This is a genomic window from Paenibacillus sp. IHB B 3415 (genome assembly GCF_000802655.2).
Taxonomy (GTDB): Bacteria; Bacillota; Bacilli; order Paenibacillales; family Paenibacillaceae; genus Paenibacillus_AQ; species Paenibacillus_AQ phytohabitans.
In genome coordinates this window covers 42,747-65,609 of record NZ_JUEI01000017.1, presented here as the reverse complement: position 1 = coordinate 65,609, position 22,863 = coordinate 42,747, and the positions used below count along the sequence as shown (strand labels likewise).

22 protein-coding genes and 1 pseudogene are annotated in these 22,863 nt (G+C 38.9%); 1 reads left to right on the top strand and 22 read right to left on the bottom strand.

The features are described from left to right. The first annotated feature begins 246 nt into the window (after positions 1 to 246). Complete coding sequence (locus QW71_RS09590; protein WP_039296731.1) at positions 247 to 1,365, top strand: acyltransferase family protein; 1,119 nt, start codon at positions 247 to 249, stop codon at positions 1,363 to 1,365. Positions 1,366 to 1,468: 103 nt separating this feature from the next. On the opposite strand, the gene QW71_RS09585 is transcribed toward QW71_RS09590, so the two are convergent. The 22 genes and pseudogenes from QW71_RS09585 to QW71_RS09480 all read right to left on the bottom strand — a co-directional run bounded on the left by QW71_RS09585 (position 1,469) and on the right by QW71_RS09480 (position 22,862). Next, the gene (locus QW71_RS09585) at positions 1,469 to 2,344 is read right to left on the bottom strand and encodes an Rpn family recombination-promoting nuclease/putative transposase (protein ID WP_083442481.1); all 876 of its coding nucleotides are present in this window, start codon (positions 2,342 to 2,344) and stop codon (positions 1,469 to 1,471) included. 243 nt (positions 2,345 to 2,587) lie between these two features. Next, complete coding sequence (locus QW71_RS09580; RefSeq protein WP_039296728.1) at positions 2,588 to 3,688, bottom strand: hypothetical protein; 1,101 nt, start codon at positions 3,686 to 3,688, stop codon at positions 2,588 to 2,590. Between the two features lie 611 nt (positions 3,689 to 4,299). Beyond that, complete coding sequence (locus QW71_RS09575; RefSeq protein WP_152679726.1) at positions 4,300 to 5,697, bottom strand: helix-turn-helix transcriptional regulator; 1,398 nt, start codon at positions 5,695 to 5,697, stop codon at positions 4,300 to 4,302. 346 nt (positions 5,698 to 6,043) lie between these two features. Further along, positions 6,044 to 6,691: a YdcF family protein gene (locus QW71_RS09570; RefSeq protein WP_052769950.1), complete on the bottom strand. Its 648-nt coding sequence runs from the start codon at positions 6,689 to 6,691 to the stop codon at positions 6,044 to 6,046. 3 nt (positions 6,692 to 6,694) lie between these two features. Then, entirely contained in the window at positions 6,695 to 7,690 is a 996-nt protein-coding gene (gene rfbB, locus QW71_RS09565; RefSeq protein ID WP_039296726.1) for a dTDP-glucose 4,6-dehydratase, read from the bottom strand. 42 nt (positions 7,691 to 7,732) lie between these two features. Beyond that, on the bottom strand, positions 7,733 to 8,293 hold the full coding sequence (rfbC, locus tag QW71_RS09560) for a dTDP-4-dehydrorhamnose 3,5-epimerase (RefSeq protein ID WP_039296723.1): 561 nt from the start codon (positions 8,291 to 8,293) through the stop codon (positions 7,733 to 7,735). Positions 8,294 to 8,313: 20 nt separating this feature from the next. Next, positions 8,314 to 9,192 carry a glucose-1-phosphate thymidylyltransferase RfbA gene (rfbA, locus tag QW71_RS09555; RefSeq protein ID WP_039296721.1) on the bottom strand — a complete coding sequence of 293 codons (879 nt, stop codon included), beginning with the start codon at positions 9,190 to 9,192 and terminating at the stop codon, positions 8,314 to 8,316. Positions 9,193 to 9,325: 133 nt separating this feature from the next. Then, complete coding sequence (locus tag QW71_RS09550; protein ID WP_039296719.1) at positions 9,326 to 9,805, bottom strand: HAD family hydrolase; 480 nt, start codon at positions 9,803 to 9,805, stop codon at positions 9,326 to 9,328. Further along, positions 9,802 to 10,767, bottom strand: coding sequence for an SIS domain-containing protein (locus QW71_RS09545; protein WP_039296716.1), 966 nt, complete (start codon positions 10,765 to 10,767; stop codon positions 9,802 to 9,804). The genes QW71_RS09550 and QW71_RS09545 overlap by 4 nt, the downstream gene beginning before the upstream one ends. A 19-nt stretch (positions 10,768 to 10,786) precedes the next feature. Beyond that, complete coding sequence (gene kdsA, locus QW71_RS09540; RefSeq protein ID WP_039296712.1) at positions 10,787 to 11,557, bottom strand: 3-deoxy-8-phosphooctulonate synthase; 771 nt, start codon at positions 11,555 to 11,557, stop codon at positions 10,787 to 10,789. Positions 11,558 to 11,570: 13 nt separating this feature from the next. Continuing rightward, positions 11,571 to 12,221 carry a cytidylyltransferase domain-containing protein gene (locus QW71_RS09535; RefSeq protein WP_039296709.1) on the bottom strand — a complete coding sequence of 217 codons (651 nt, stop codon included), beginning with the start codon at positions 12,219 to 12,221 and terminating at the stop codon, positions 11,571 to 11,573. A 23-nt stretch (positions 12,222 to 12,244) separates the two neighbouring features. Next, positions 12,245 to 13,648 (bottom strand): oligosaccharide flippase family protein, encoded by a 1,404-nt coding sequence (locus QW71_RS09530; protein ID WP_047013701.1) that lies wholly within the window; start codon positions 13,646 to 13,648, stop codon positions 12,245 to 12,247. Continuing rightward, complete coding sequence (locus tag QW71_RS09525; RefSeq protein WP_052769949.1) at positions 13,645 to 14,433, bottom strand: 6-hydroxymethylpterin diphosphokinase MptE-like protein; 789 nt, start codon at positions 14,431 to 14,433, stop codon at positions 13,645 to 13,647. Before QW71_RS09525 ends, QW71_RS09530 begins: the two co-directional genes overlap by 4 nt. A gap of 46 nt (positions 14,434 to 14,479) precedes the next feature. After that, positions 14,480 to 15,745 carry an O-antigen polymerase gene (locus QW71_RS09520; RefSeq protein ID WP_039296706.1) on the bottom strand — a complete coding sequence of 422 codons (1,266 nt, stop codon included), beginning with the start codon at positions 15,743 to 15,745 and terminating at the stop codon, positions 14,480 to 14,482. A 27-nt stretch (positions 15,746 to 15,772) separates the two neighbouring features. Continuing rightward, a complete protein-coding gene (locus QW71_RS09515) occupies positions 15,773 to 16,759 on the bottom strand; it encodes a glycosyltransferase (protein WP_052769948.1) in 987 nt (328 codons plus the stop codon). Positions 16,760 to 16,837: 78 nt separating this feature from the next. Beyond that, positions 16,838 to 17,629 (bottom strand): glycosyltransferase family A protein, encoded by a 792-nt coding sequence (locus QW71_RS09510; RefSeq protein WP_039296701.1) that lies wholly within the window; start codon positions 17,627 to 17,629, stop codon positions 16,838 to 16,840. Positions 17,630 to 17,778: 149 nt separating this feature from the next. Continuing rightward, positions 17,779 to 17,967: pseudogene (locus QW71_RS41265) on the bottom strand (DapH/DapD/GlmU-related protein); the annotation flags it as partial. A gap of 447 nt (positions 17,968 to 18,414) precedes the next feature. Next, positions 18,415 to 19,545: a glycosyltransferase gene (locus QW71_RS09500; RefSeq protein ID WP_039296698.1), complete on the bottom strand. Its 1,131-nt coding sequence runs from the start codon at positions 19,543 to 19,545 to the stop codon at positions 18,415 to 18,417. Between the two features lie 5 nt (positions 19,546 to 19,550). Then, positions 19,551 to 20,429, bottom strand: a complete 879-nt coding sequence (locus QW71_RS09495) for an NAD-dependent epimerase/dehydratase family protein (RefSeq protein WP_039296695.1) — start codon at positions 20,427 to 20,429, stop codon at positions 19,551 to 19,553. 50 nt (positions 20,430 to 20,479) lie between these two features. Then, positions 20,480 to 21,100: a sugar transferase gene (locus QW71_RS09490; protein WP_039296692.1), complete on the bottom strand. Its 621-nt coding sequence runs from the start codon at positions 21,098 to 21,100 to the stop codon at positions 20,480 to 20,482. A gap of 104 nt (positions 21,101 to 21,204) precedes the next feature. Next, positions 21,205 to 22,188 (bottom strand): stalk domain-containing protein, encoded by a 984-nt coding sequence (locus QW71_RS09485; protein ID WP_235441432.1) that lies wholly within the window; start codon positions 22,186 to 22,188, stop codon positions 21,205 to 21,207. Positions 22,189 to 22,199: 11 nt separating this feature from the next. Further along, the gene (locus tag QW71_RS09480) at positions 22,200 to 22,862 is read right to left on the bottom strand and encodes a hypothetical protein (RefSeq protein ID WP_039296686.1); all 663 of its coding nucleotides are present in this window, start codon (positions 22,860 to 22,862) and stop codon (positions 22,200 to 22,202) included. Between the last annotated feature and the right edge of the window lies 1 nt (position 22,863).

The window sequence follows — 22,863 nt, the reverse complement described above, 5'->3', positions numbered from 1 at the left end:
AGTACTCGACAAAATTATGTTAACTTAATTATATATAAGATTGGTGGGGGGGCTCAAGCAATTTAGGGGTAACACGGCTGCTAATCCTGTTCCTTACTGCCCGGAGCAGGACGGATATCCATCAATGAAGAATATACAACCAGCTGAGGTAGTATATAGAAATAACTATTTTGTACCATTGTCCCTGCCACTTATATCCGATATCGTAGGCTATAACACACCTATGGAAGGGGCAGATGTCACCCCATGCAAGTATCACAGCCTTCATTATCCGCAGGAAATGGCAGTGCGCCGAAGACCACACGGTTGAAAGTTATCGATATGGTCCGCGGCATCACCATCCTGCTGGTCGTCGTTGGACATGCCGGCCTGACTCCAGCTGTACTGAACGATATGTTCAGAGATTTCCGTCTTCCGCTGTTCTTCATCGTCTCCGGTTACTTATTCAGCGCCTCCAGGTATTTTGACAATCTTAAGCTATTACTGCGGACCAAGCTCCTGACTCTCGTCCTCCCCTACTTCACCGCCGGGCTGCTGACTTACTGCCTCTGGGCACTCCTGCGGATGCTCGCCAGCGACCATAGTCCGGGTGTTGGCTGGGTCCAGCCGCTGGCCGCCCTCCTCTACGGCAACTATTCCGATGGACTGCTGCTGAACATCCCCATCTGGTTCCTGACCTGCCTGTTCGTCACACAGATCGTCTTCTGCATCACCATGCGCTACATACACACACGCCCCTGGCAGCTCCAGCTCGGGATCATGCTCGCCTTAAGCCTGACCGGCTACAGCCTGGGACGAGTCATCTTCCTGCCCTGGAACATCGACGTGGCCCTCGTCGCCCAGCTCTATGTGTTCATCGGCTATAAGCTGAAGCAGCATCAGGCACTGAGCAATATCCGCATTTTCAACCTGAATACCCTAATCCTGCTGTTCATCTTCCTGGCTGCCGCCTACTTCAACTCCTATGTCGACATGAACAACCGGGTGTACGGCAACCTGCTCCTCTTCTACCTCGCCGGTATCGCCGGAAGCCTGCTCGCCATCAAAGGCACCCAATTACTGTCCAAATCCAAATTATTCGCAGCTCTCCTGACCTACATCGGCCAAGAATCCCTGGTCATCCTGATCTTCCATTACGGCGTCTTCATCCTGCTGCTGAACTTCCTCGAACGTTATGTGCTGGGGACCCATCTGGGCTGGTTCCCGACCACTGTAATTGCGGTAGCCGGATCGCTCGCCTTGAACCTGGTGGTTCAGAAGGTCCCGGTGCTTAGCTTGCTGATTAGCGGGAGGAGGGGGAAGGGTAGTAGACAATCGACCTCTGAGCCCGATGGCAGAAATGCTATTACACTAACGGGTGGATAAACGTACTGATTTTCCTATACAACGAAAAGAAGACCTTGGGTACTCTCACTCACCAAGGTCTTCTATAGATTATTATAGATATATAACTATTCAGAAAGCTCTCTTACATCAGCTTCTTAATCTCATCCAGTGGTAGCTCAACGGCTTTGGACACAGCTTCAGGAGTAAATCCATGAAGCAGCAATTTACGGATAATCTCCGCTTGGGCTTCTTCTTTTCCTTTTTCTTTTCCTTCTTCTATTCCTTCTTCGTATCCCCAACGTTTCCAGTGTGGCATCAGCTCCATTATTGCTTCACCTTCCTCCGGGTATTGTTTCATTAATTCTCTTAGAATCTCTTCATCCTGTTCACGATCCGGCTTGAAATACAAATCTGCCACGGACATAATCAGCGCCAGCCGTCCCTGATCCAAACGTGCTTTTAGCTGCATGAACATTCGCAGGAACTCCCCGCGTACTTCTCTCGCTTCTCTTGTAGTATAACCCATTTTGGCTAGTAACGCAGCAGCCACTGCATTATCCGAATTAATAAATTGGCGCCAGTTCTGCTTACGCAGCTCCACCTTTAGAAACTGGAAGCGCAGGATTTGGTGCTCCGGAATACTCATTTCCAAAGTGTCCTGTTCTTCTCTGATCTCGTCTGAAGTAAAAACCGCAATCGGAATAATCAGCTTATGCTCTTTCCGGTAGCGCTCGAACAGACGGCTGAAGTAAATAAACATCCGTTCGTGAAACTGTGGGTCTCTATACGATTGCGGCTCCAGATGGATTAGAATATAACCGTCCAGCCCTTTGTAGCGGATCTCCAGCAGCAAATCCAGTTCCCGTGCTTCCTCACCAACGATGTCCACCAACAATTCCTGCATCAGAAACCGGCTTTCACTGTAATCAAGCATAGAATCCAGCTCAGGAAAAAACAATTCAATAAATTCCTTGAAGAACGTCTCCAGCAGCTTCTTAAAAGCCTCATCATGCGGCATGGATATTTCTATCGCCTCCCGTTTCAAAAAATACAGCTTGTCCCATGTGATTATATTCCATTTTACTGGATTCGTATATGATAAAAAGAACAAATGTTCGCTCAAAAAATGTAAATGAGCAGCGCAAAACGACGGAAACCATTCAGGTCTCCATCGTCATATGAACAAGATTTCATTTTCAAAAAGTCCCCATCGTTTCTATACTATAACAGAGCAATTCCGCTTAAACTTAGCAAAAAGCAATCAAGCCCGCTCACGCACAACCTCCGGAAGAGCTGGCTCCCGCCGCGCCGACGTACTTGCCGACATTAGGCTGGAGAGTTGCTTATAATTCATGGCAAACAGCATACCCAGCGCCGCCTCCATCAGGATGATGAGATCCCTGTTCGGAATCACGAGCGGAATGGCAATTACACCAATAACGATGATCCCCCAAGGCAAGCGGTGTTCCAAATACTGCGCTATGAAGCGGTTAAGCCACAGCAGAATATGCATGCCAACATAGGTGCAGATCAGCACCAGCCCCCATATCAGCACAATGTGCAGACGGCCCAGACCCAGCCGGTCAAACGCGAGGATCAGGAACAGATGGGCAAACAGAAACAGCAACGAATGCCTGCCGACATACAGCAGCGGACTTGCGGGAGCATAGCTTTTGATGCTTCGGAAGAGAGCGAACGCCCCGAACAGCACAGTCATAGACAACAGCAGATAGGGCATGGACATATTATATTTCACGTAATCCGCCTCACGCACGCCCCCGTAACTTACAATCACCAGCAGTGCGGCGGCAACCAAAGTCATGATGAGGTTCACCCGGTTACTGGCCCGGTACGCAAAGACTCCCGCCAAGAAAGCAAACAGCCACGGAAAATACGTAAACCCGACCGTCTCTGTGAATACAACAGATTTAAGCGGAAAGTCCGGCAGCCGGTGCCCGATGAACGAATGTACCGCAAACACAGCCAGCGACAGCAATAGATACAGATAGAGCGGGGGCTTAAGAACCTTCTCCAGCAAATAGATACTGAGGACGCCAAGCGCGATGATCTGGGGAACATCCATGATGCGAAAAGCCTGTACATCCGGTTTCCACATCAGATTGTAGGCGAACCCGATGACCGCGAACAGCACATAGAAGCCGAGCAGGGAACTGAAGCTGCGCCGCTTCACCTGCAACGTAGTAGTCACACCTGAGACCGCGAAGAACAGGACAGGGGCCACACCCGCAACAATCTGGAACACCCGTTCATTGCCGTGGAAGTACAGCGGAATATGCGCAATAATCATCAAAATACAGCTAATCCCCTTAATCGCATCCAAGGAATAATCATATGGCTTCATCCCCTCACCTTCCTCTCCGTTCATATGTATTTCAACTAGAGTATAGAGTGAAATTCAAGATCCGCCATCCCTCCAAAGTGTAGCCTTCCATAACATTTTTGCGTACATGTGTAAGGTACAGAGAATGAAAGTGTACTTGAAGCCAAAAAAATAGAGACCCCTCAGGTCTCGTTAGGTCTCTGTCGTCTCTATATCCCGTTTGCGAAGCAGCTGCCTCCGCTGTTTCCCCCGTTTAATCCACATCCGATTCGCATCATCGCGGTAGAACCGGATCTGTATCCATCGCAAAGGTGTCCATATTTCCCTAAAATGATAATTAGGCATGGTCCATCTCTCCCAGACTATAAATAGATTTGCTTCTAATTATAGACCGGGATACCTAGTTTGTTTGTCGGTTTGTGGATGTAGAGGCTAGAATAATATGCTCTGTATAAAAGAACAACGCTCCCGGTATTCCAGGAACGTTGCTTAGTACGCGGATTAAATTATTGCTGCCCGGCAAGCATCAACCGCCACCTAAACCGTGTCCCATAGTTTGAACAAGAATCTGAGTGCTGATGTTTTCTACGGGCTCAACAGTAACAACAGGTATAATAATTACAATAGCCAGACTACAGGAAGCTAGAAGCTTGAACAATTTTCTTTTCATGTGAGTCCTGCACCTCTCTAATTAGAAGTTTGTATTGCCCTTTCTCTTCTTCATCTGCCAGATGCCGATGCTGCTCGAATAGATCAACACATTTGATGATATTGCTCTCATCATTGATTCTAGCAGATGATTCCAAACTCTGCAGGATGAATCTTATTCCTTCTTCACGCTTATTATGTAAATAATAGGCTGCCATTTCAGCGAGGAATTGGGTGTGTTGGTCCAACATAACCTGCCGATTGTAATCGCCAAATTCTGTAGAATACGTCCGGTAAGGAATATAGGAAGCAAACCGCTCCAGAATATAATCAACATTCCAATCATAGCGGTTAGCCGACGAGATAATATTGTGTAAAGCTATGAATATCTCATCTGGTCGCTCGGAGATATATTCGACATATTCAGAGAGAGCCCCATATTGTCCTGCCATCACCCGATAGAGCAGTCTGTTCGCGGTCCCCCACTCCTGGAACTGGGCTACAGTCCGCTTCGCTTCTTCATTGTCTTCCTGTATCCAGCTTCCATCCATATAGAGGGACACCCAATCTAATGCCGATGGGTAGTCTCCTATTTCCTCATACACATTTGAGCGGATAAGCTGTGCGTACAGGATGTAAAAGTACAGGGGTTTCTCAGTTTTTCTCTCGTTGTCCTCTCTGCGGTCCGACTGACGCTGGAGATTATAACGAAGAGTCGCTAATTGCAGCATCTCCTTCGCCAGCTCATCCACCTTATGCCACTTATGCATCGAAACATATACATGAGCGAGATGCTTCAACCCGTCCAATTGATCCGCTTCATCCAGCCGGTCCAGGTAACATTCGAAGAGATGCGCCGCCTGCAAGTTCCGCGTCTGGTCGTCACCAATGGCGATTCGGAATAGACGGTATTGGCATACCGCGAGTCTCTCGGAATTCTGATACTTCTCACTGGCACTCACATTCTTATACAACAATTCTGCAGCTTGCCACAGCCCCTCTTGAAACAGACCTTCAGCCACTTCGAACAGCATGGGGGCATAAACCAGATTCTCTAGCAGATTCTGAACAACCTGTTCAACGCAATCCAGACGGCCTAGCGCAGCTGAACGCACAAGAAAAGGCCGCAGACGCCGCCAGGTTGGTGACGAGTAATAGAAACATTCATCCACATATGAACTGTAGAAATAGTCCTCCGGCAGATCCATCGCCTTGGTGATTCGCTCCAGATGGTCCATAGCAATCGGCTGCTGACCACTAAGTATCCGGCTGAGCGTTCCTGAATTAATTCCGGATTGTCCGGAGAATTGATTAATGGACATTCTCTTCTGCGACAGATACGTCGCCAGTGCATCGCGAATCATAGTTGTAGTAGGGACCACGCAAACACCACCTAACTGGAATCCAAATATTATATATTTGTTTTATAGTTGTAATAATATGTCACTTTATCCCAATATTCAATAGTGTAGAATATTGCAGATTAGTCGAATCCGTGAACTGCCGGCAACCCACTTGCCATTCCCACTGGATTTCCTGAAACGGATTACGATTCCCGGTTATGGCAAAAAAATAGAGACCCTAGTGGTCTCGTAAGGTCTCTGTCGTTTCTATTCCCTGTTTGCTCAAAAGCCGCCGCCGCCGCGATCCCCGCTTCACCCACAGCCGATCCGCATCATCCCGATAGAACCGGATCTGTATCCATCGCAAAGGTGTCCATATTTCTTTTTACCGGCGGAACCAGCGTTTAATCTGTTCAAGAGCACTCTTCGCTTCCGGCCCATTATAGCCGAAGGCATTGCCAATCATCTTGATATACTCGTTAAAAGTAGTCTCCCGGCTATACCTGTCGCTCCACCATGTCTTCGCATTATAGCCCGAGTCGGAGCCTATATAGGTCAGCTCAATCCCTGACTTCTTATAGACATGATCGAAGATAAATTTCACCCGCCGCATATGGAAGTCAGAGGACACAACAATGGCAGACTTGAAGCCGTGCTGCTTCATGATCGGAAGTGTGAACTGGGCGTTCTGGTAGGTGCTCTGGGCTTCGTCTTCGGTGAGGATGGCCTCTTCAGGGATGCCAAGGGCTAGGGCAGTTTGGTGCATGTCGCCGGAGGGGCCTGCATTTTCTGAAACTGCCGATAACAGCATATACGGTGCGAAGCCCTCCTTGAAAAGCTCCACCGCTTGCTCAACCCGTCCTCCACCGCCGCTAAGTACGATAATGACATCAGCCTGCTTGGGAGCTTCAGACAGCGGGAGGAAACGTCCTGCACACAGGAACAAGAAGACTATTAACAGAACAGGCAAGTACAGAAAGAGGATTTTCTTTCTACGCTTGCCCATCTTTTTACTGGTTAATGTTCTGCTCATAAGCTACTTCCGGTACTCGCCGCTAAGAATTTGTTCCCACCACTCAGCATTCCCTGTATACCACTGAATCGTCTGAGCGATTCCGGTCTCAAAGGTATAGGTGGGCTTCCAACCCAGCTTCTCCAGCTTGGTCGGATCAATAGCATAACGTTTATCATGACCCAGCCGGTCTGCAACGAATTCAATCAATTCCTCAGATTTCCCTAAGGTATGAATAATAGTCTTCACTACTTCGAGATTCGTACGTTCATTATGGCCGCCTACATTGTATACTTCACCGCTTACACCTTCGTGCAATACGAGATCAATAGCAGCACAATGATCCCAGACATGCAGCCAATCCCGGATATTGGCACCATCCCCGTAGACAGGAACCTTCAGTTCATTTAAGACCTTCGAGATCGTAAGCGGGATCAGCTTCTCAGGGAAATGATAAGGGCCGTAATTGTTAGAGCAGCGGGTAATGTTCATTGGCAGGCCAAAGGTTTCATGGTACGCGCGAACCAACAAATCAGACGACGCCTTGCTGGCACTATAAGGACTATTAGGTTGCAGCGGTGTCTCCTCTGTGAAGAATACCGTAGGATCGAAATCCAGTTCACCGTACACTTCATCCGTGGACACATGAACAAATTTCGCCACCCCAATGGTCCGTGAAGCATCCAGCAGCACCTGGGTTCCCATTACATTCGTCCGGACAAATATAGCCGGATCTGTAATCGAGCGGTCCACATGACTCTCTGCTGCGAAATGTACCACATAGTCGAAGCGCTCTTGTTCAAAAAGCGACATAATCGCATCACGGTCAGCAATATCCGCCCGGATGAAATGATAGTTATCTCTATCTTCAATCTGCTTGTGTTTGGTTAAATCACCGGCATAGGTTAACAGATCCAGATTATAGACATCATAATCAGAGTATTTATCCACTATATATTGCACAAAATTCCCGCCAATGAAACCGGCACCTCCGGTAATCAGCAATTTCTTCCGACTCATGAATTACACCTCAGAATTATTCGATTTAGTATCTACTCTGCTTCAGTTATTATAGGTAAAGTTCAGAATAGCATCTTTTAACACAGGAGCCTGCTCGTCTTTGCCGGATAGAACCGGAGTAACATGTAACGGCCACTCTATTCCAATGGCAGGATCATTCCACAGAATGCCCCCATCACATTCCGGAGCATACAGCTCATCACATTTATACTGAACCTCAACATCCTCAGTCAGTGTCATGAACCCATGGGCGAACCCTTTGGGAATCAGCAGTTGCTTCTTGTTCTCGGCACTCAGTTCAATTCCAAACCACTTGCTGTACGTAGGACTGCCTTGTCTGACATCCACCGCCACATCGAATATAACTCCACGCGTGCAGCGGACAAGCTTCGTCTGAGCTTTAGGATTCAGCTGATAATGTAATCCCCGCAAGGTACCTTTTGTAGCTGAATAAGACTGATTATCCTGTACAAAAGCTATATCGATGCCCTGCTCTCTAAATTTCGCATCACTGAACGTCTCCATAAACCATCCCCGGTGATCTCCGAACACCGTAGGTTCCACGATAAATACGCCAGGGAGCGCCGTTTCCGTTAATTTCATATCCTCCACACCTTTACTGCTTAATATTGAATCTTCCCGGTAGCTACCTTGATCAGATATTGCCCGTAGCCCGTCTTGCTTAGCTTCTGCCCGCAGCTTAACAGGTGTTCTTTCGTAATCCACCCATTAATATATGCAATCTCTTCAAGAGCGGCAATCTTAATCCCTTGATGGTCTTCAATCGTCCGGACAAAGTTCGTAGCATCCACCAGACTCTGATGAGTTCCGGTATCCAGCCATGTGAAGCCACGACCCAGAAGTTCAACATCCAGCTCTCCCATTTTAAGATAAGCTTCATTAATGGAAGTAATCTCAAGTTCGCCTCTGGAGGAAGGCTGTACATTCTTAGCAATCTCTACAACACGGTTATCATAGAAGTACAGACCAGTGATCGCATAATTAGACTTAGGCTGTGCCGGCTTCTCTTCCACGCTTAACACTTTACCTTCGTCGTTGAATTCAACCACACCGAAACGCTCCGGATCTTGTACGTGATAACCGAACACAGTCGCACCTTGTGCTTTGTCCGAAGCATGCTGAAGCATTTTACGGATTCCATTCCCGTAGTATATATTATCCCCAAGAATCATAGCCACAGAGTCATCCCCAATAAACGCTTCACCCAAAATAAAAGCCTGAGCTAAACCGTCAGGACTTGGTTGAACTATGTATTGTAGGGAAATACCGAACTGAGACCCGTCGCCGAAAAGACTTTGGAATCTCGGAGTATCCTCAGGTGTGGAGATGATAAGGATCTCATTAATTCCGGCAAGCATTAAAGTAGATAGCGGGTAATAGATCATAGGTTTGTCGTAAACGGGTAGAAGTTGTTTACTGGTTACCATGGTTAATGGGTAGAGGCGGGTTCCGGAGCCGCCGGCTAGGATGATGCCTTTCATAAATATTCACCTCCAAATATAATTTTTTAGTGATAAAAAAACAACTTCTCTCCATCTTGAATTACTCGTTACAAACGAGAGTCTCAAATATTAGAGAGAAGTATATCTGACATATCCCAAATCTTATAAAAATTCACGAAGATAAATCTTCTGCATTTCGAACAAGAATATTTTCAATAAACTCTCTAACTGCTCCGTCTCCACCATTAAACCTACTTGTGAAATTCACGAATTTTTTTATAGTATCCATCGCATCTGCTGGACACCCACTATATCCACACAATTTCATGCATTCTAAATCATTTTCATCGTCTCCAATATAAGCTATATCATTAAATGCCAACTCGTATTTATCGCTTATCATCTTTAAACCCGAAATTTTATCATGTATACCTTGGTATACATCAACTATATTTAATTCTCTTGCCCTATTAGCTACAATTTCTGAACTTCGAGCAGTTAGTATAACTGGTTTAATTCCAGTCGCATTTAATTTAGTAATTCCCAAGCCATCTTTTACATTAAAAGCTTTCATTGATTCACCCTGTGGTCCAATGTAAATTTTCCCGTCAGTTAATGTCCCATCTACATCCATTATAAGCATTTTTATCATATGATAATTCCTTTGTTCAAGATTGCTTGTATTCTAACGGTTCCTACTGCTTTGTTTTGCTTATCAACTACAGGCGCACATGATATGTTTTTTTCTTTTAGTATTTGAAGAGCTTCAACTGCCATACTATCATGTTTAACGGTGACAGGAGTTTTTGTCATAATCTCATCTACTGTTAGACCATAGACATCAACACCTTTTTCCAGTTGTCGTCTTAGATCTCCATCAGTTACAACACCAATAATATTAGCCTCATTATCAACTACGGTAACTATTCCAAGACCTTTTTTTCCCATTTCAATAATTGCACTTTTTAAAGTAACATCTTTTTGTATCACTGCATTATCTTCTCCATACGCCATTACATCTTGAACTTTGATCAATAACTTTTTACCTAACGAACCGGCAGGATGGAACAATGCAAATTTCGTTTCAGTAAATCCATATACCTTTGACGCTACAACAGCTAATGCATCTCCATAAACTAAAGCAGCTGTTGTACTTGATGTTGGAGCTAAATTCAGGTAGCAAGCCTCATCAAAAAACGGAAACACCTGTGAATAGTCACTATACTTCACTAATGTAGAATCAGCATTTCCTGAGATTCCTATCAAGGTTGCACCTATTGCCTTAATATTCGCCAGCACTCTAGTAATCTCTTCGCTTTCACCGCTATAGCTTAAAGCAATAACGACGTCATCATTAGTGACCATTCCCAAATCCCCATGAAGAGCTTCTCCAGGATGTAAATAGAATGCCGGTCCCCCTAGACTTGCCATTGTTGCAGCAATCTTACGTGCAACATGACCCATCTTCCCCATACCAGTGACTACCACTTTCCCTCTGCATTCCGTTACAATTCTTAAAATATTACTAAAATCGTCATTTAAATGGTCTCTTACAAGCTCAAGTGCTTTAATTTCTATATCAAAAACTCTTTTGGCTTGATCTACATAGTCCATGCTTCTAGCCCCTATTCTATTAATTCACAGCATGATATACCTTTATTAATTTTTCTAGGATTAATTTTAAGTCACTTAACTTAACCATATTAGGACCATCAGATTTTGCATTATCTGGATCAGGATGAACTTCCATAAATAACGCATCTATTCCTACGGCCATTGCAGCTCTAGCAAGATATTGGACATGGTCTCTATTACCACCAGTTGCATCCCCTTTTCCACCTGGTTTTTGTACACTATGAGTAGCATCAAACACAACCGGATATCCAAATTTCTTCAACTCTACTAAACCGGTCATGTCAACAACTAGAGTGTTATATCCAAACGTAGTACCACGTTCGCAGAGCATAATATTTGTATTTCCACCTTCTTCTAATTTCCGAACAACATTTTTCATATCCCAAGGTGCAAGAAATTGTGCCTTTTTAACATTTATAATTTTCCCGGTTCTCGCTGCAGCAACCAGTAAATCTGTCTGTCTACACAAAAAAGCTGGAATTTGAATTATATCAGCAACTTTTGAAACAGGCTCAGCTTGATATGGTTCATGAATATCAGTTGCAATCTTTAAATTATAGGTGTCCTTGACCTTTTGCAAAATCCTAAGACCTTCCTCAAGCCCTGGTCCTCTAAATGAATCAATCGAAGTTCTATTAGCTTTATCAAACGAAGCTTTAAAATAATATTCAATTCCTAGTTCATCTGTTATTTCTTTGACCTCTTTCGCAATCTGTAATACCAATTCCTCACTCTCAATTACACAAGGTCCAGCTATTAATTTAAACATAATTCCACTCCTCTTATTTATCTTGTATTAATCGTAATGCAAAATCATAATCTTCTTTAGTATCGATATCTACCGCTTCAATACTATCAACTTCTTGTATATAAGGATTGAAACCAATTCTCCTACGATATTTAGTAAATAGTTCCTTTTCAAACATAAAAAAAGCACTTGTTTCTACATAAATAGGTTCCATATCCTGAGTACGGGGTACATCATTTAGATCATAGTTTATTGGCTCGCCCTTATACCATGCAAAAGTCTGTATTTTCTGTGCGGAGAAGGCAGAATCATTACCTTTATTCAAAATATAATTTAATGAATTACTAATAGACTCAGTTTTTATGAATGGTGAAGTCGTGTGTGCTAAAACATAAATATCTGCATCCACTTGATTAGTAAAGGCTTCGTAGATTTCAAACCCTTTTACCATATCACCATCTAATTTCTGATCTCTTTTCAGGAATTTCGCTTCTGACGGTATATAATTTTTCACTTCCTCATCACTACAAAAAACATATATTTCGTCAATGCCATCAACATTGCACAAAGTATCAACAATGTGCCAACATAAAGGTCGCCCTGCAATTGGGAGAATATTTTTATGAGGCAGTCTTTGACTATTTAGTTTTATTGGAACAAAAGCTACTACTTTTCTATTACTCAAAAATTAACCCTACCTTCTGAATATTATTTTAACAAAGACGAAAATCTTCCTTTTTTAACTGAAAAGATGATGTATATACCAAAACCAACAAGAGCTAAAGACCATCTAGCCAGAAAATAATCCATAAGAACATATGTAAATCCTACAGATAGAAACATCCAACTAATCGGTTTTATATACACCCTAAATGGAAATAAACCTTTGTCTAATTTCCTAGCAGCACGATAATGAATAACAAATGAAATTATATATGCTGCAACAGTAGTATAAGCTGCACCCAACGCTCCATACTTTGGAATGAATATAAAGTTCAATCCCAAATTCACTAAAGCAGCAATGATTGTGTTAGTTGCAATTACTTTAGTCGATTTATAATAGTATTCTAGATTAACAGATATTGAATATAAAAAAATAAAAAATGAAGCTAACACAACTGGTGGTATTAATATATTCCCACTCCAATATTCTTGTGGTGCCATAAAAACGAGCACTTCTGGGCCTATCATTAATATTCCAACCATTACAACAAGTGCAATTTCTATGTATAATGCTACACTCTGGTTTATGATTTCTTTCTTTCCATCATGTATTTTTTTATTAAACCAGGGTATCCATACACTCTCTAATGACGCAGTAACGACTGCAGCAACCATACTTAAATTATAAACTAAGCTATATATACCTGCTTCGGAAGAGCTACGAAATATAGTTAACAAAGTTCTATCAGATGTTGCTAGTATATTAATTGATAACCCATGAAAGATAAGAGGAATAGATAATGTTATCGCATATTTCCAGTAGCGTTTATCTATCAATTTTTTACCTGTAATGAAAGACCTAGCCAAGTAATAAACTCCTATTACACTCGTAACAATAACAAATGGCAGAATACGCCCTAGGTACTTAGTATTTTCTATGTTTATGAGCCAAACAACTGACATAATAACTGTAATTACATTTGGCAGTGCTAATAAGAGGGTTTTCTTAATATAATCCATAGACATCATGTATTTGATATCAATACTATTAATTACAAATGTCATATAGGACTGCACTAAGCAAAGGGCTACTAAAAGTATGTCTAATTCTTCAATGAAAAAACAAGAAATTAAGATTATTATAGAAGATGTTACCACGAAATTTAAGAACGACAAAAAGAAGATTGATGAAACGTATCCTTCTAAATCATCCTTGAAATCTTTATAAGCACTTCTTATAGAACTACCTAAAGACAGTCCAACTATTAATGAAAGAATCGAAACCCATGAAAGATACGTATTTACTAAACCAAAATCTGAGGTTGACATCATTCTAGTAAATATTGGTATTGTTAAAAAGGCGATGGCTTTATTAAAAAGGTTGCCAGCCAAATAAAGTCCACCAGCTTTAGTGTTTTTGTTATTTATCATTTTTTTAAATTTCCTCATTCTCTCTCCTTCGTACCTAACACATCATCTAAATCAACACGAGGAAATACTTCTAGCATTCCTCCTCTTGTAGCATTAAATATCTTAATTCCCTGGTCATCCGCATATTTTTTTGCAACTTGATATGCTAATAAATTATATTCAAGATCTGGATTTCCTCCTGCTTTTGCTCCCATTCTTTTATCTGGATAACTTTGTTCGTCAATCTTGTTGTCTTTCATTATATAATTAAAATCAACACCCAATAAATATATTTCCTTAAATCCCATATAACAAGCAAACTGAATCATGGAATAAGTTACTGTGTATCCATCTTTAACATTTTCAGTTATTTCCTCGCTGAACTCTGGTAAAATCCTCTTTTTATAGTTATTGTAGTCAACATTAAAACAAATAGCATTATCATCGGTATCTTGACTATAACCTGTTGGTTTAATGAATTTTGTAGATGTTATTTTTTTTTTAATATCTTCTATATTGTTCCTAAGTACTGTAGAATCTTGACAAAAATAATATGATGTTCTCCAATCTGTTCTATCATATAAAACATATATAGAATTAGCAGCGAAAGTATGCTCATATTTTAATTTTTCTAAATCAGCAATAGATAAACTTGGACCATTCCCAATAATAAAACATCGTTCACCATTATGTTTATTCTTGTATTTGATAAGTTCACCTTGATTAAGCTTGTTATAACAACTCCTATTTACTGTATAATTTAATTTTAAATGCCACAAAGGTCTAAAGACGTTTTTGAGTATTCCCTTAATTTTATAACTCATATAAAAAATCCTCCATTAACTTACGCCATCTCACTTTATTTTAGTTTTATTTAAATTCACTTAGTTTCAGTTCTTCATTTCGCTTCTTTTCTCTGCTGAAAATCAGAAGAAAAATTATCAATAAACTAGAAGCAATTGAGGTTAAATTATAAGCCATAGTGCTATTTATTATTAATGAATATAAAAGTAGAAGGATTCCTATTGTTCTAATACTTCTGGTCTTCTTAAACATTTTTTGAAATATACAAACTGCACTGGTTATTAAAGCTATACCCACAATAACCCCTATTGCTCCAAAATCTCTGATAAATGTATACAAAATCGTTGTATTATTGTTATAGTAAGTTACTTTCTCAACACCAATATTGACAAAAGGTTGTGCATAAATATTAAAATGATAACTGGGCACATCAATATCTAAAGCAAAAAAAAGTTTCAGAGCTAAGATAATAGGTTCTAATAGAAATCCAAATGTTAAATAACCATACATCGGGGGATCAAGTAGCCCATATAAATGCGGATGTGAAATTATAAATTCTAAAAATGAAAATGAACCAACATAATATAAAACACCCATATCTAATACTGATAATCCAGTGGTTCCCCTTAATAAGGTAACAATAGCTAATATAATTATGGCTATCAGGATATAAGATTTTTTAATTTTTATATATTTATATTTTTTCAATATAAGAAAAGCCGAAATATAATATATTATAAAATTCAATATTAAATACCTTCCACCAAAGGTGATAGTACCAATAAATATACAAATTAAAGAAATTTTCAAAAGCTTAGTTTTATTATCTGCTAAATTAATTGCAGTTATAATTGAAGCAGCACTAAAAATTGCAATCGGAATATTATTAGTAAAAAACATATAAAAGAATCTTTCGGAATATGACAATGATGCGTAGTTAATTCTTACACTAGATAAGCTAAATCCAGTTGTTATCAACGTTTTTACAGCTGTTATCGTATTGGGAAGAATCAATATAAGCCCTAGAATACACATACCAGTTATTAACTTATAATTAATATTAAATTGCACTTCAATATCTTCATTTATAGATTCTTTTAGGTTATTAGAGAATATAAAGTACAACAAATTGAATGTGATTATTGACAATATAATATAGAGATGTATTTGTAAACTTGGTCTTAATAAACCTAAATTATTCGTACAAGCTAAAACCCCTCCTGCACACCAAATCACAGAAAATATTGTATTCGGGAGTATAAATGTTTTAAACTTAACTTGAGTAGAGATTAATATCAAAGATATAAGAATGCAATATATAGTAACTAACATTTTATCATAAACTTCTTTCTGCCATTATTACATCTTTTTAAGTATGGAATATAGGCGATAAATTATTATTGCTAAAGTTTTATTTAATGAGAACGACTTAATTAAAATTTTATTTTTTATTCTGGTTTTTTTGAATTCTTCACTATGTTTCACGATTTCATAATGATTAGCAAACTCAATCAATATAGTTTTTCTATGATTTAACTGATTTTGAATATTGCTATAGTTTAAATCATAATACAAATAGACACAGTACATACACAGTAAAATATGAGCCTGATTAATATACTGTGGTACACTAATTTTACATTTAGATAATACATAATTCCCTGCATATATCATATCTAATTTTTGTGAAGTATATGTACTTCCCATGATACTTGAACTTCTTTGAAGATAATTATAATATTCTCCTTCAATACTTACTAATTTTTTTGTATGAAGAACTAATTCAAAAGAAACCATTGTATCTTCGAATAATCGACCTTCTACCATACGTATCGAATCGAATAAGTGCCTTTTATAAAGTTTATTCCATACTACAACATTTATTTTCGTTTGAGCAAAATATGCCTCCAACACATCTTCATTATTATTATAACTTTCATTGAGACCGGTATACTTACGAAGAACCCCACCATTTTCTGATACAGATCTATATCCACATTGGACAATATCTGCATTTTCTTGTTCTGCTACATTAAGAAGTTTTTCGAACATGTCAAATTCAACCCAATCATCACTATCGACAAACCCAATATAATTACCAGTAGCCACATCTAAACCAGCATTTCTGGCCGAACTCAACCCTCCATTCTTTTTATGAATCACTTTTATTCTATTATCTTGAAATGCATAGTCATCACAAATGCGTCCGCAATTATCTGGAGATCCATCATTCACTAGAATTATTTCGAGATTTTTATAAGTTTGATGAATGATACTTTCTATACATTTGACTATAAAGTGTTCAACATTATATATAGGAATAATAATACTTATTACGGATTCCATCTACTTTATCCCATCTCTCAAATTGTGTTTATAGAATAATAGAACACATGAATTTTTCTATTTACAATTTCTTTCTATTCAACGTAGTTTCGATATTATAATCCTTCTAATATATTTAGCCCAAAAGAATAAACGCAAAAACAAATAAAAATCAATACTAATAATTGATTCTCTTTTCAGATCTTTAATATTCTTCACATTTCCATCATACATCCCCTTCAAATTAGCTGATAAACCACTGTATCCAAATGTAGGCTTTCCACCTCCACAGTTTACCATTTGTATAGGTAAGTGATAATAATTATAATAGGCACAAATTCTTAGAAAATAATTTCCATCTTCTGCATACTTTTGTTCTTCATCAAAATAACCAATTTCATTAATAATCTTTCTTCTAAAAAATGCTGCCGGTGTTACAGGGAAGCTTTTTAAGCATAAATCTTTTACGCTCGCCTTATAAAGACTATCAATTTTTTTAAATAAAATACGTAATCCCAGTCCATTTGAATCTCCGCCTAAAAAATCAATATACGGGTGCTTTTCTATTGTTTTTAATTGAACTTCTATTTTGTTAGGCAGCCATTCGTCATCCGAATCAAGCAGAGCAATCCATTCCCCCATAGAAATCTTCATTCCAGCGTTACGTGCAGATGAAACCCCTCCGTTCATTTTATCAATTAGAATGATAGGCATGTCATGGTTAACTAATATATAATCATTAACCATATTCAAGGAATCATCTGTAGAACCATCATTAATAACTATAATTTCAAGTATTTCATTGTATGCTGTTTGTATTTTGACTGAATTGAGTGTATTAGTTATTGTATTTTCGCTATTATACATCGGTATTATTACCGAGACTTTCATTAACCTCACCTTTTTGTTGTCATTATTTTTCTAAATATGCAGAAATAATGTACCTTATAAAACAATTTGACATTCACCTTATGATTTACCCACTAATTATTTTCCATATCAAAATACTATAAAGTATTGTGGTTAAAAACGCCAAGTTCCTACTTCCACTTATCAGTTGATAAATCATACTTCTTTATAACCTTAGCTGGATTACCAGCAGCAATACTATTCTCTGGAATATTCTTAGTTACCACAGCATTTGCACCTATGATACACCCATCGCCAATAACAACTCCAGGCAATACTGAAACATTCTCACCTAGCCAAACATTATTCCCGATATGTACTTCTTTATAATGTAAAGGGCGCTTGTTGGGTGAAACTGTTGGGATAGAATCCCCACTATATTCCGAATAATCACCATGGTTAGTATCAGTTATAAATACACGGGATGCCATAAGAACTCCATTACCAATGGTAACCAAATGGTTTGCAACTATATGAGCATAATCTCCAATCACACAATCTTTACCAATCGTTAGTTTCCCTCTCGCTTTAATACCGTTCATTTCAATACGACAACTATAACCAGTAGTAAATCCAGTACCATAACTCATACATTCCTTGCCCCTAACTCTTATTGGAAGGCGTATAAGTCTTGCTTTTCTCCAAAACAATTTAGTATATATGAGAGAGAGGCCATTAGTAACAATTTCTCCAATACCATAATTACTTGATCTTTCATTACTCAATTATTTCACCACACTTTTAAAAAGTTTAATAATTACCAATAATTAATAGATTCGTTGAAATACTTTTTCCAATTTAATATTAAATGCTTCATGTGAGAAAAGACTTTCGAACACTTTTTTAGTATTCTCTCGCATTAACAAGATGTCTGATCTTTCAAGTGCGACTACATTCGCTGCTACATCTTCAATATTATCTTTTGTAACGTTAATACCTATACTATGTTTCTCTATTAAATTAGCTGTATCTGCTTGAATATTATTTAATATTGGTAATCCTGCTTGAAAGTAGTCAATAGATTTCATTGTCAAACCTACACAAACAGAGTCCTTCATCATATTTATCCCAAATAAGCATGAGTCAAAAATCGCTCTCTTTTTTTCTTCATTATAGATTCTTCCATAATACTCAACCCTAATACCAGATTCGTTAGCCTCATGTATTAACTGCTCTCTATTCTCACCATCCCCGATTATGTGTAAGATAACTGGTTTTAATTTATTTATAGCAGTCAGCAATTTTACTATTAAAGGAATATCTATAATGCTATTAATTGAACCTAAATAGGAGATATTTATTGTATTAATATCTATATTGGGCGTGCTAACGATCTCACTTTTTTCCTTAGTCAAGTAAAGCACTTCTTTATTAGCCCCGTTCAATATACACTTCAATTTTTCTTGATATAACTCACACTCTGTAACTATCACATCTGCGGAGTTTAAATTATTATCTCTTAGTTGCCTCCATAATTTAAAAGGTAATGACAGCAATAATTTAGCTTTGTCAGAAGGAAATGTTTCAGGCCATAGATCATACAAATCATATATAATTTTCACATCATTTGTATTTTTGTATTTAGAAATAAATTTCGCTAAATAGTTAGGTGGCAACATTACATACAGCAAATCTGGTTTTATCCGATTTATTTCTCTCAAAGTTTTTTTAGCAAATAAGTAATGTGAAAACAACCGTTGGATTGATAAATTTTTACTATAAGCATTAACTCTAATTTGAATTGTATTTGGCCTATCAATTCTATATCTAATTTTATCAATATGGTCGAAATCAGAGGTTATATATAGAACATCATAACCCTTCCTTTTCAAATGTTGTTCCACATGTTTTAGTCTATTATCATAATAATTGAAACAGCTAATACAAACTGCCTTCATTGTAATTACTCCTCGTAACCTTCTGCTCTTTTTATTGACTCCTTTAAACTTACAACACAGTATTCGCGGTTATGATCCGAGATATTGATATCGTAAATTAAATCACCAAATATTTTATTGAGAGTTCCACTTTTTCTTATCAGAAAATCAAAAATAGGCCTAAAGAATTTTATAAACCTCACTTTCTTACCATGAACATCAGCTATCATTCTCACCATTTCACTTGTACTTACATACTCTTTATTTTGAGGTGTAAATATACCTTTCGCATCATCGTTTATTAGTATTCTAATAAACTCAGAAAGATTATCAATATAAATCATACTTCTTCTGTTCTTAACATTTGGAAAGACAGGTAGCTTTAAAGTGAGCTTTGAAAGTCTTGTATAGTTCCCTTTGCAGTTCTGTCCATACACCATCGGAGGTCTAACAATTGCTACTTTGAATTTATAGTCCTGAAGTTTCTTAATATGTTCCTCAGCCTGTAATTTTGATATACCATAATTGGTCTGTGGATTTGGAACTGTATCACCACTAATGTTCCCACGTTCCAATCCATAAACGCTCATTGAACTTAAAAATATGAACTGCTTAACGCCACTATTCTTAGCTTTATGAGCCAGTTCAATCGTTAAATCTCTATTTACTGTTGAATAGAGGGGAGCATTTTTTTTGGTTTCTTTTATATGAGCAATACCTGCAACATGATAAACAACATCATATCCTGATAAATCCTTTTTTGTCCAATTTGCATCTTTCATATCAACGGTATCCACTATAAAAGAATTTGACTCTTTATGTTTTTCGACCCACTTTTTAAAGGAAGACCCAATATAGCTATTTAGACCTGTTATAAGTATTTTTTTTGAGTCATTAGTATTCATTTGGGTTCTTTCACCATCTATTATTCTCCAATCATTTTTTATTCCTAATTTTATGCATCAACACTGTTTTTGTTGAGTTTTCCTGTTCCCCCTTCAATAATTCCTTCCCGTTTAAAAACAATTTTTATCGTTTCATAAAAACAGATTAAGTCAAAGCGAAAACTAATACGTTTAATATAATCACCATCTAATTGTGCTTTAGCTTCGATCACAAGCTCGTCCCTGCCATTAATCTGCGCCCACCCAGTCAACCCTGGCTTAATATCATTAGCCCCGTACTTATCACGCTCAGCAATCAAATCATATTGATTCCACAGCGCCGGACGAGGACCAATAATACTCATTTCACCCTTAAGAATATTAATAATCTGAGGAAGCTCATCCAAGCTTGACTTTCTTAGAAATTTGCCTACCTTCGTAATGAAGAATTCTGGATCTTGAAGTAGATGCGTAGGCATATCACTTGGTGTATCTATACGCATCGTTCTGAACTTTAGGATATAGAACTCTTTCTTATTCCTGCCTAAGCGCTTTTGACGGAAAAGAATAGGACCTTTAGAAGTAGACTTGATCACAATCGCGATAATCAACAAAAAAGGCCATAACAGGAGCATTCCAATTAGAGCCAATGCAAAATCTAAGGTTTGTTTAATAAAAATATACGGCTTCATACGCTCACCATGTCCTTAGGATACTATGGTCACCGCTATCGTTACCTGCGAAGAATGAGGATAGCGATGAACCACGTTTCTAATATTGATGATTCTCTGAACTTCTAATTTATAAAAGATTTAGCTCCGGCTATACCTCCCTGAAGTGATGCTTCAAATGCATCTTTATACTGCTGAATGATAGCTGTGCTATAACCATTATTGTTTAGTTTTTGTTCAGCGTCAGCGATTATACTATTGAAAGAAGCTCTAAAGGATGCTAACTGCTGTTTCCCTTTGGCTATGATACTTTCTCTGGTTGCATCATCTTTCGCACTCACGTATTCCAATAAGGTTCCCATTAGTGTAGACTCACTTTGCGACTGCAAAGCATTCAGCTTCGCTTCTGTTGCGCTTGTAATAGACTCATAGGAAACCTTCCCCGTCGCAGTTGCTGTCGGTGTTGCACTGGCAGATGGACTCGATCCATTGCCGTTCGAATTCAAATTTGCATTTTTTTCTTCATAACTCTTAGAATTAGCCGTAATTGTCTTTGTCTTCTGATCCCAGCTAATGGAATTGCCCACGGATTCCGATAAAAATCTTAGTGGTACATATATGGAACCGTTCAGCAGATAACTGGATTGGCCCTTAGGTAACGCTTTATTATTCCCATTAAATACATAACTTGCATTTACGTTGTTCAGAGCAATATTCTTCGTTGCAAAAGCGGAATTATCCGTAGCATTCATTAAGTATTCTTTAATGACGACCAATTCCGAACTAGTTGGCTCTGCCACTGTTACCTTAAGATTCTTGGCATCCCAGCTTACACTCTTCTGCAGAGCATAAGACATGAACCGTAGAGGAACATAGGTAGTGTTGTTATACATAAACACGTATTGTCCTGCTGGCGGCTGTAGAGCCACACCATCAAAGAGTAACTTCACATCTACATTCTGCACTTTGATTGTATTCGAAGCCTTTGTAGTTGCTGGAGAAGCAGTTACTGTAGAAACAGCAGCTGAAGCCGAAATAGGCGCCGATGCTGTTAATGGTGCTGATCCTATTAACGCTAATGTCAGTAGGGTTGCTGCGGGAATTTTCACCTTAAACAAGATCATTCACTTCCTTTTTCTTGTGCTTTGAGTTGTTCTTCTTCAGCAAGTATTTGATCACGTGTCTTGCCTTGACTAACACCGTATTTCTTGGCGACTTTTGAGAGCTCGTTATATTGTTCTTCGGAGACTTTACCAAGAATAATACTACGTGCTTCCCGCTTTTCTTCATTAGTTAGTCCGCCTTTGGCTAACTCTTGTAATCTCTTAATATCAGATACACTCAACTGTTGTGCTACTATTGACGCTACATTGGCTTTATCTGTAATCGAAACGTTGTCTTGAACTTCTTTAGCCTTATCCGTTGAGATATGAGCAATCCCATCCACACTCTCTGGTGTTGGAACAGGAGTAGTTGCTGGCTTAGTGGTACTGACAGCCGTTTGTTCTCCGGCATCAGTAGAAGCTGGAGTGCTGTCTGGTGAACTTGTTGATGTTGGATCAACTGAAGCTGCTGGTTCCGCAGACGGATCACTCTCCGCTACTGTAGGCTCAACAACTTGCCCCTGAGGCACATTAACAGTATCTTCCGCTTCCATATCAAACCCATCCGACATAGAGTTCATCAGCTTATCGACAGCATAATTGGCAGCGAATAGTCCGCCAACTCCCAACACCACGATGACCGACAGCGTCCAGATCAATACTTTCTTCCATCTTTTCACT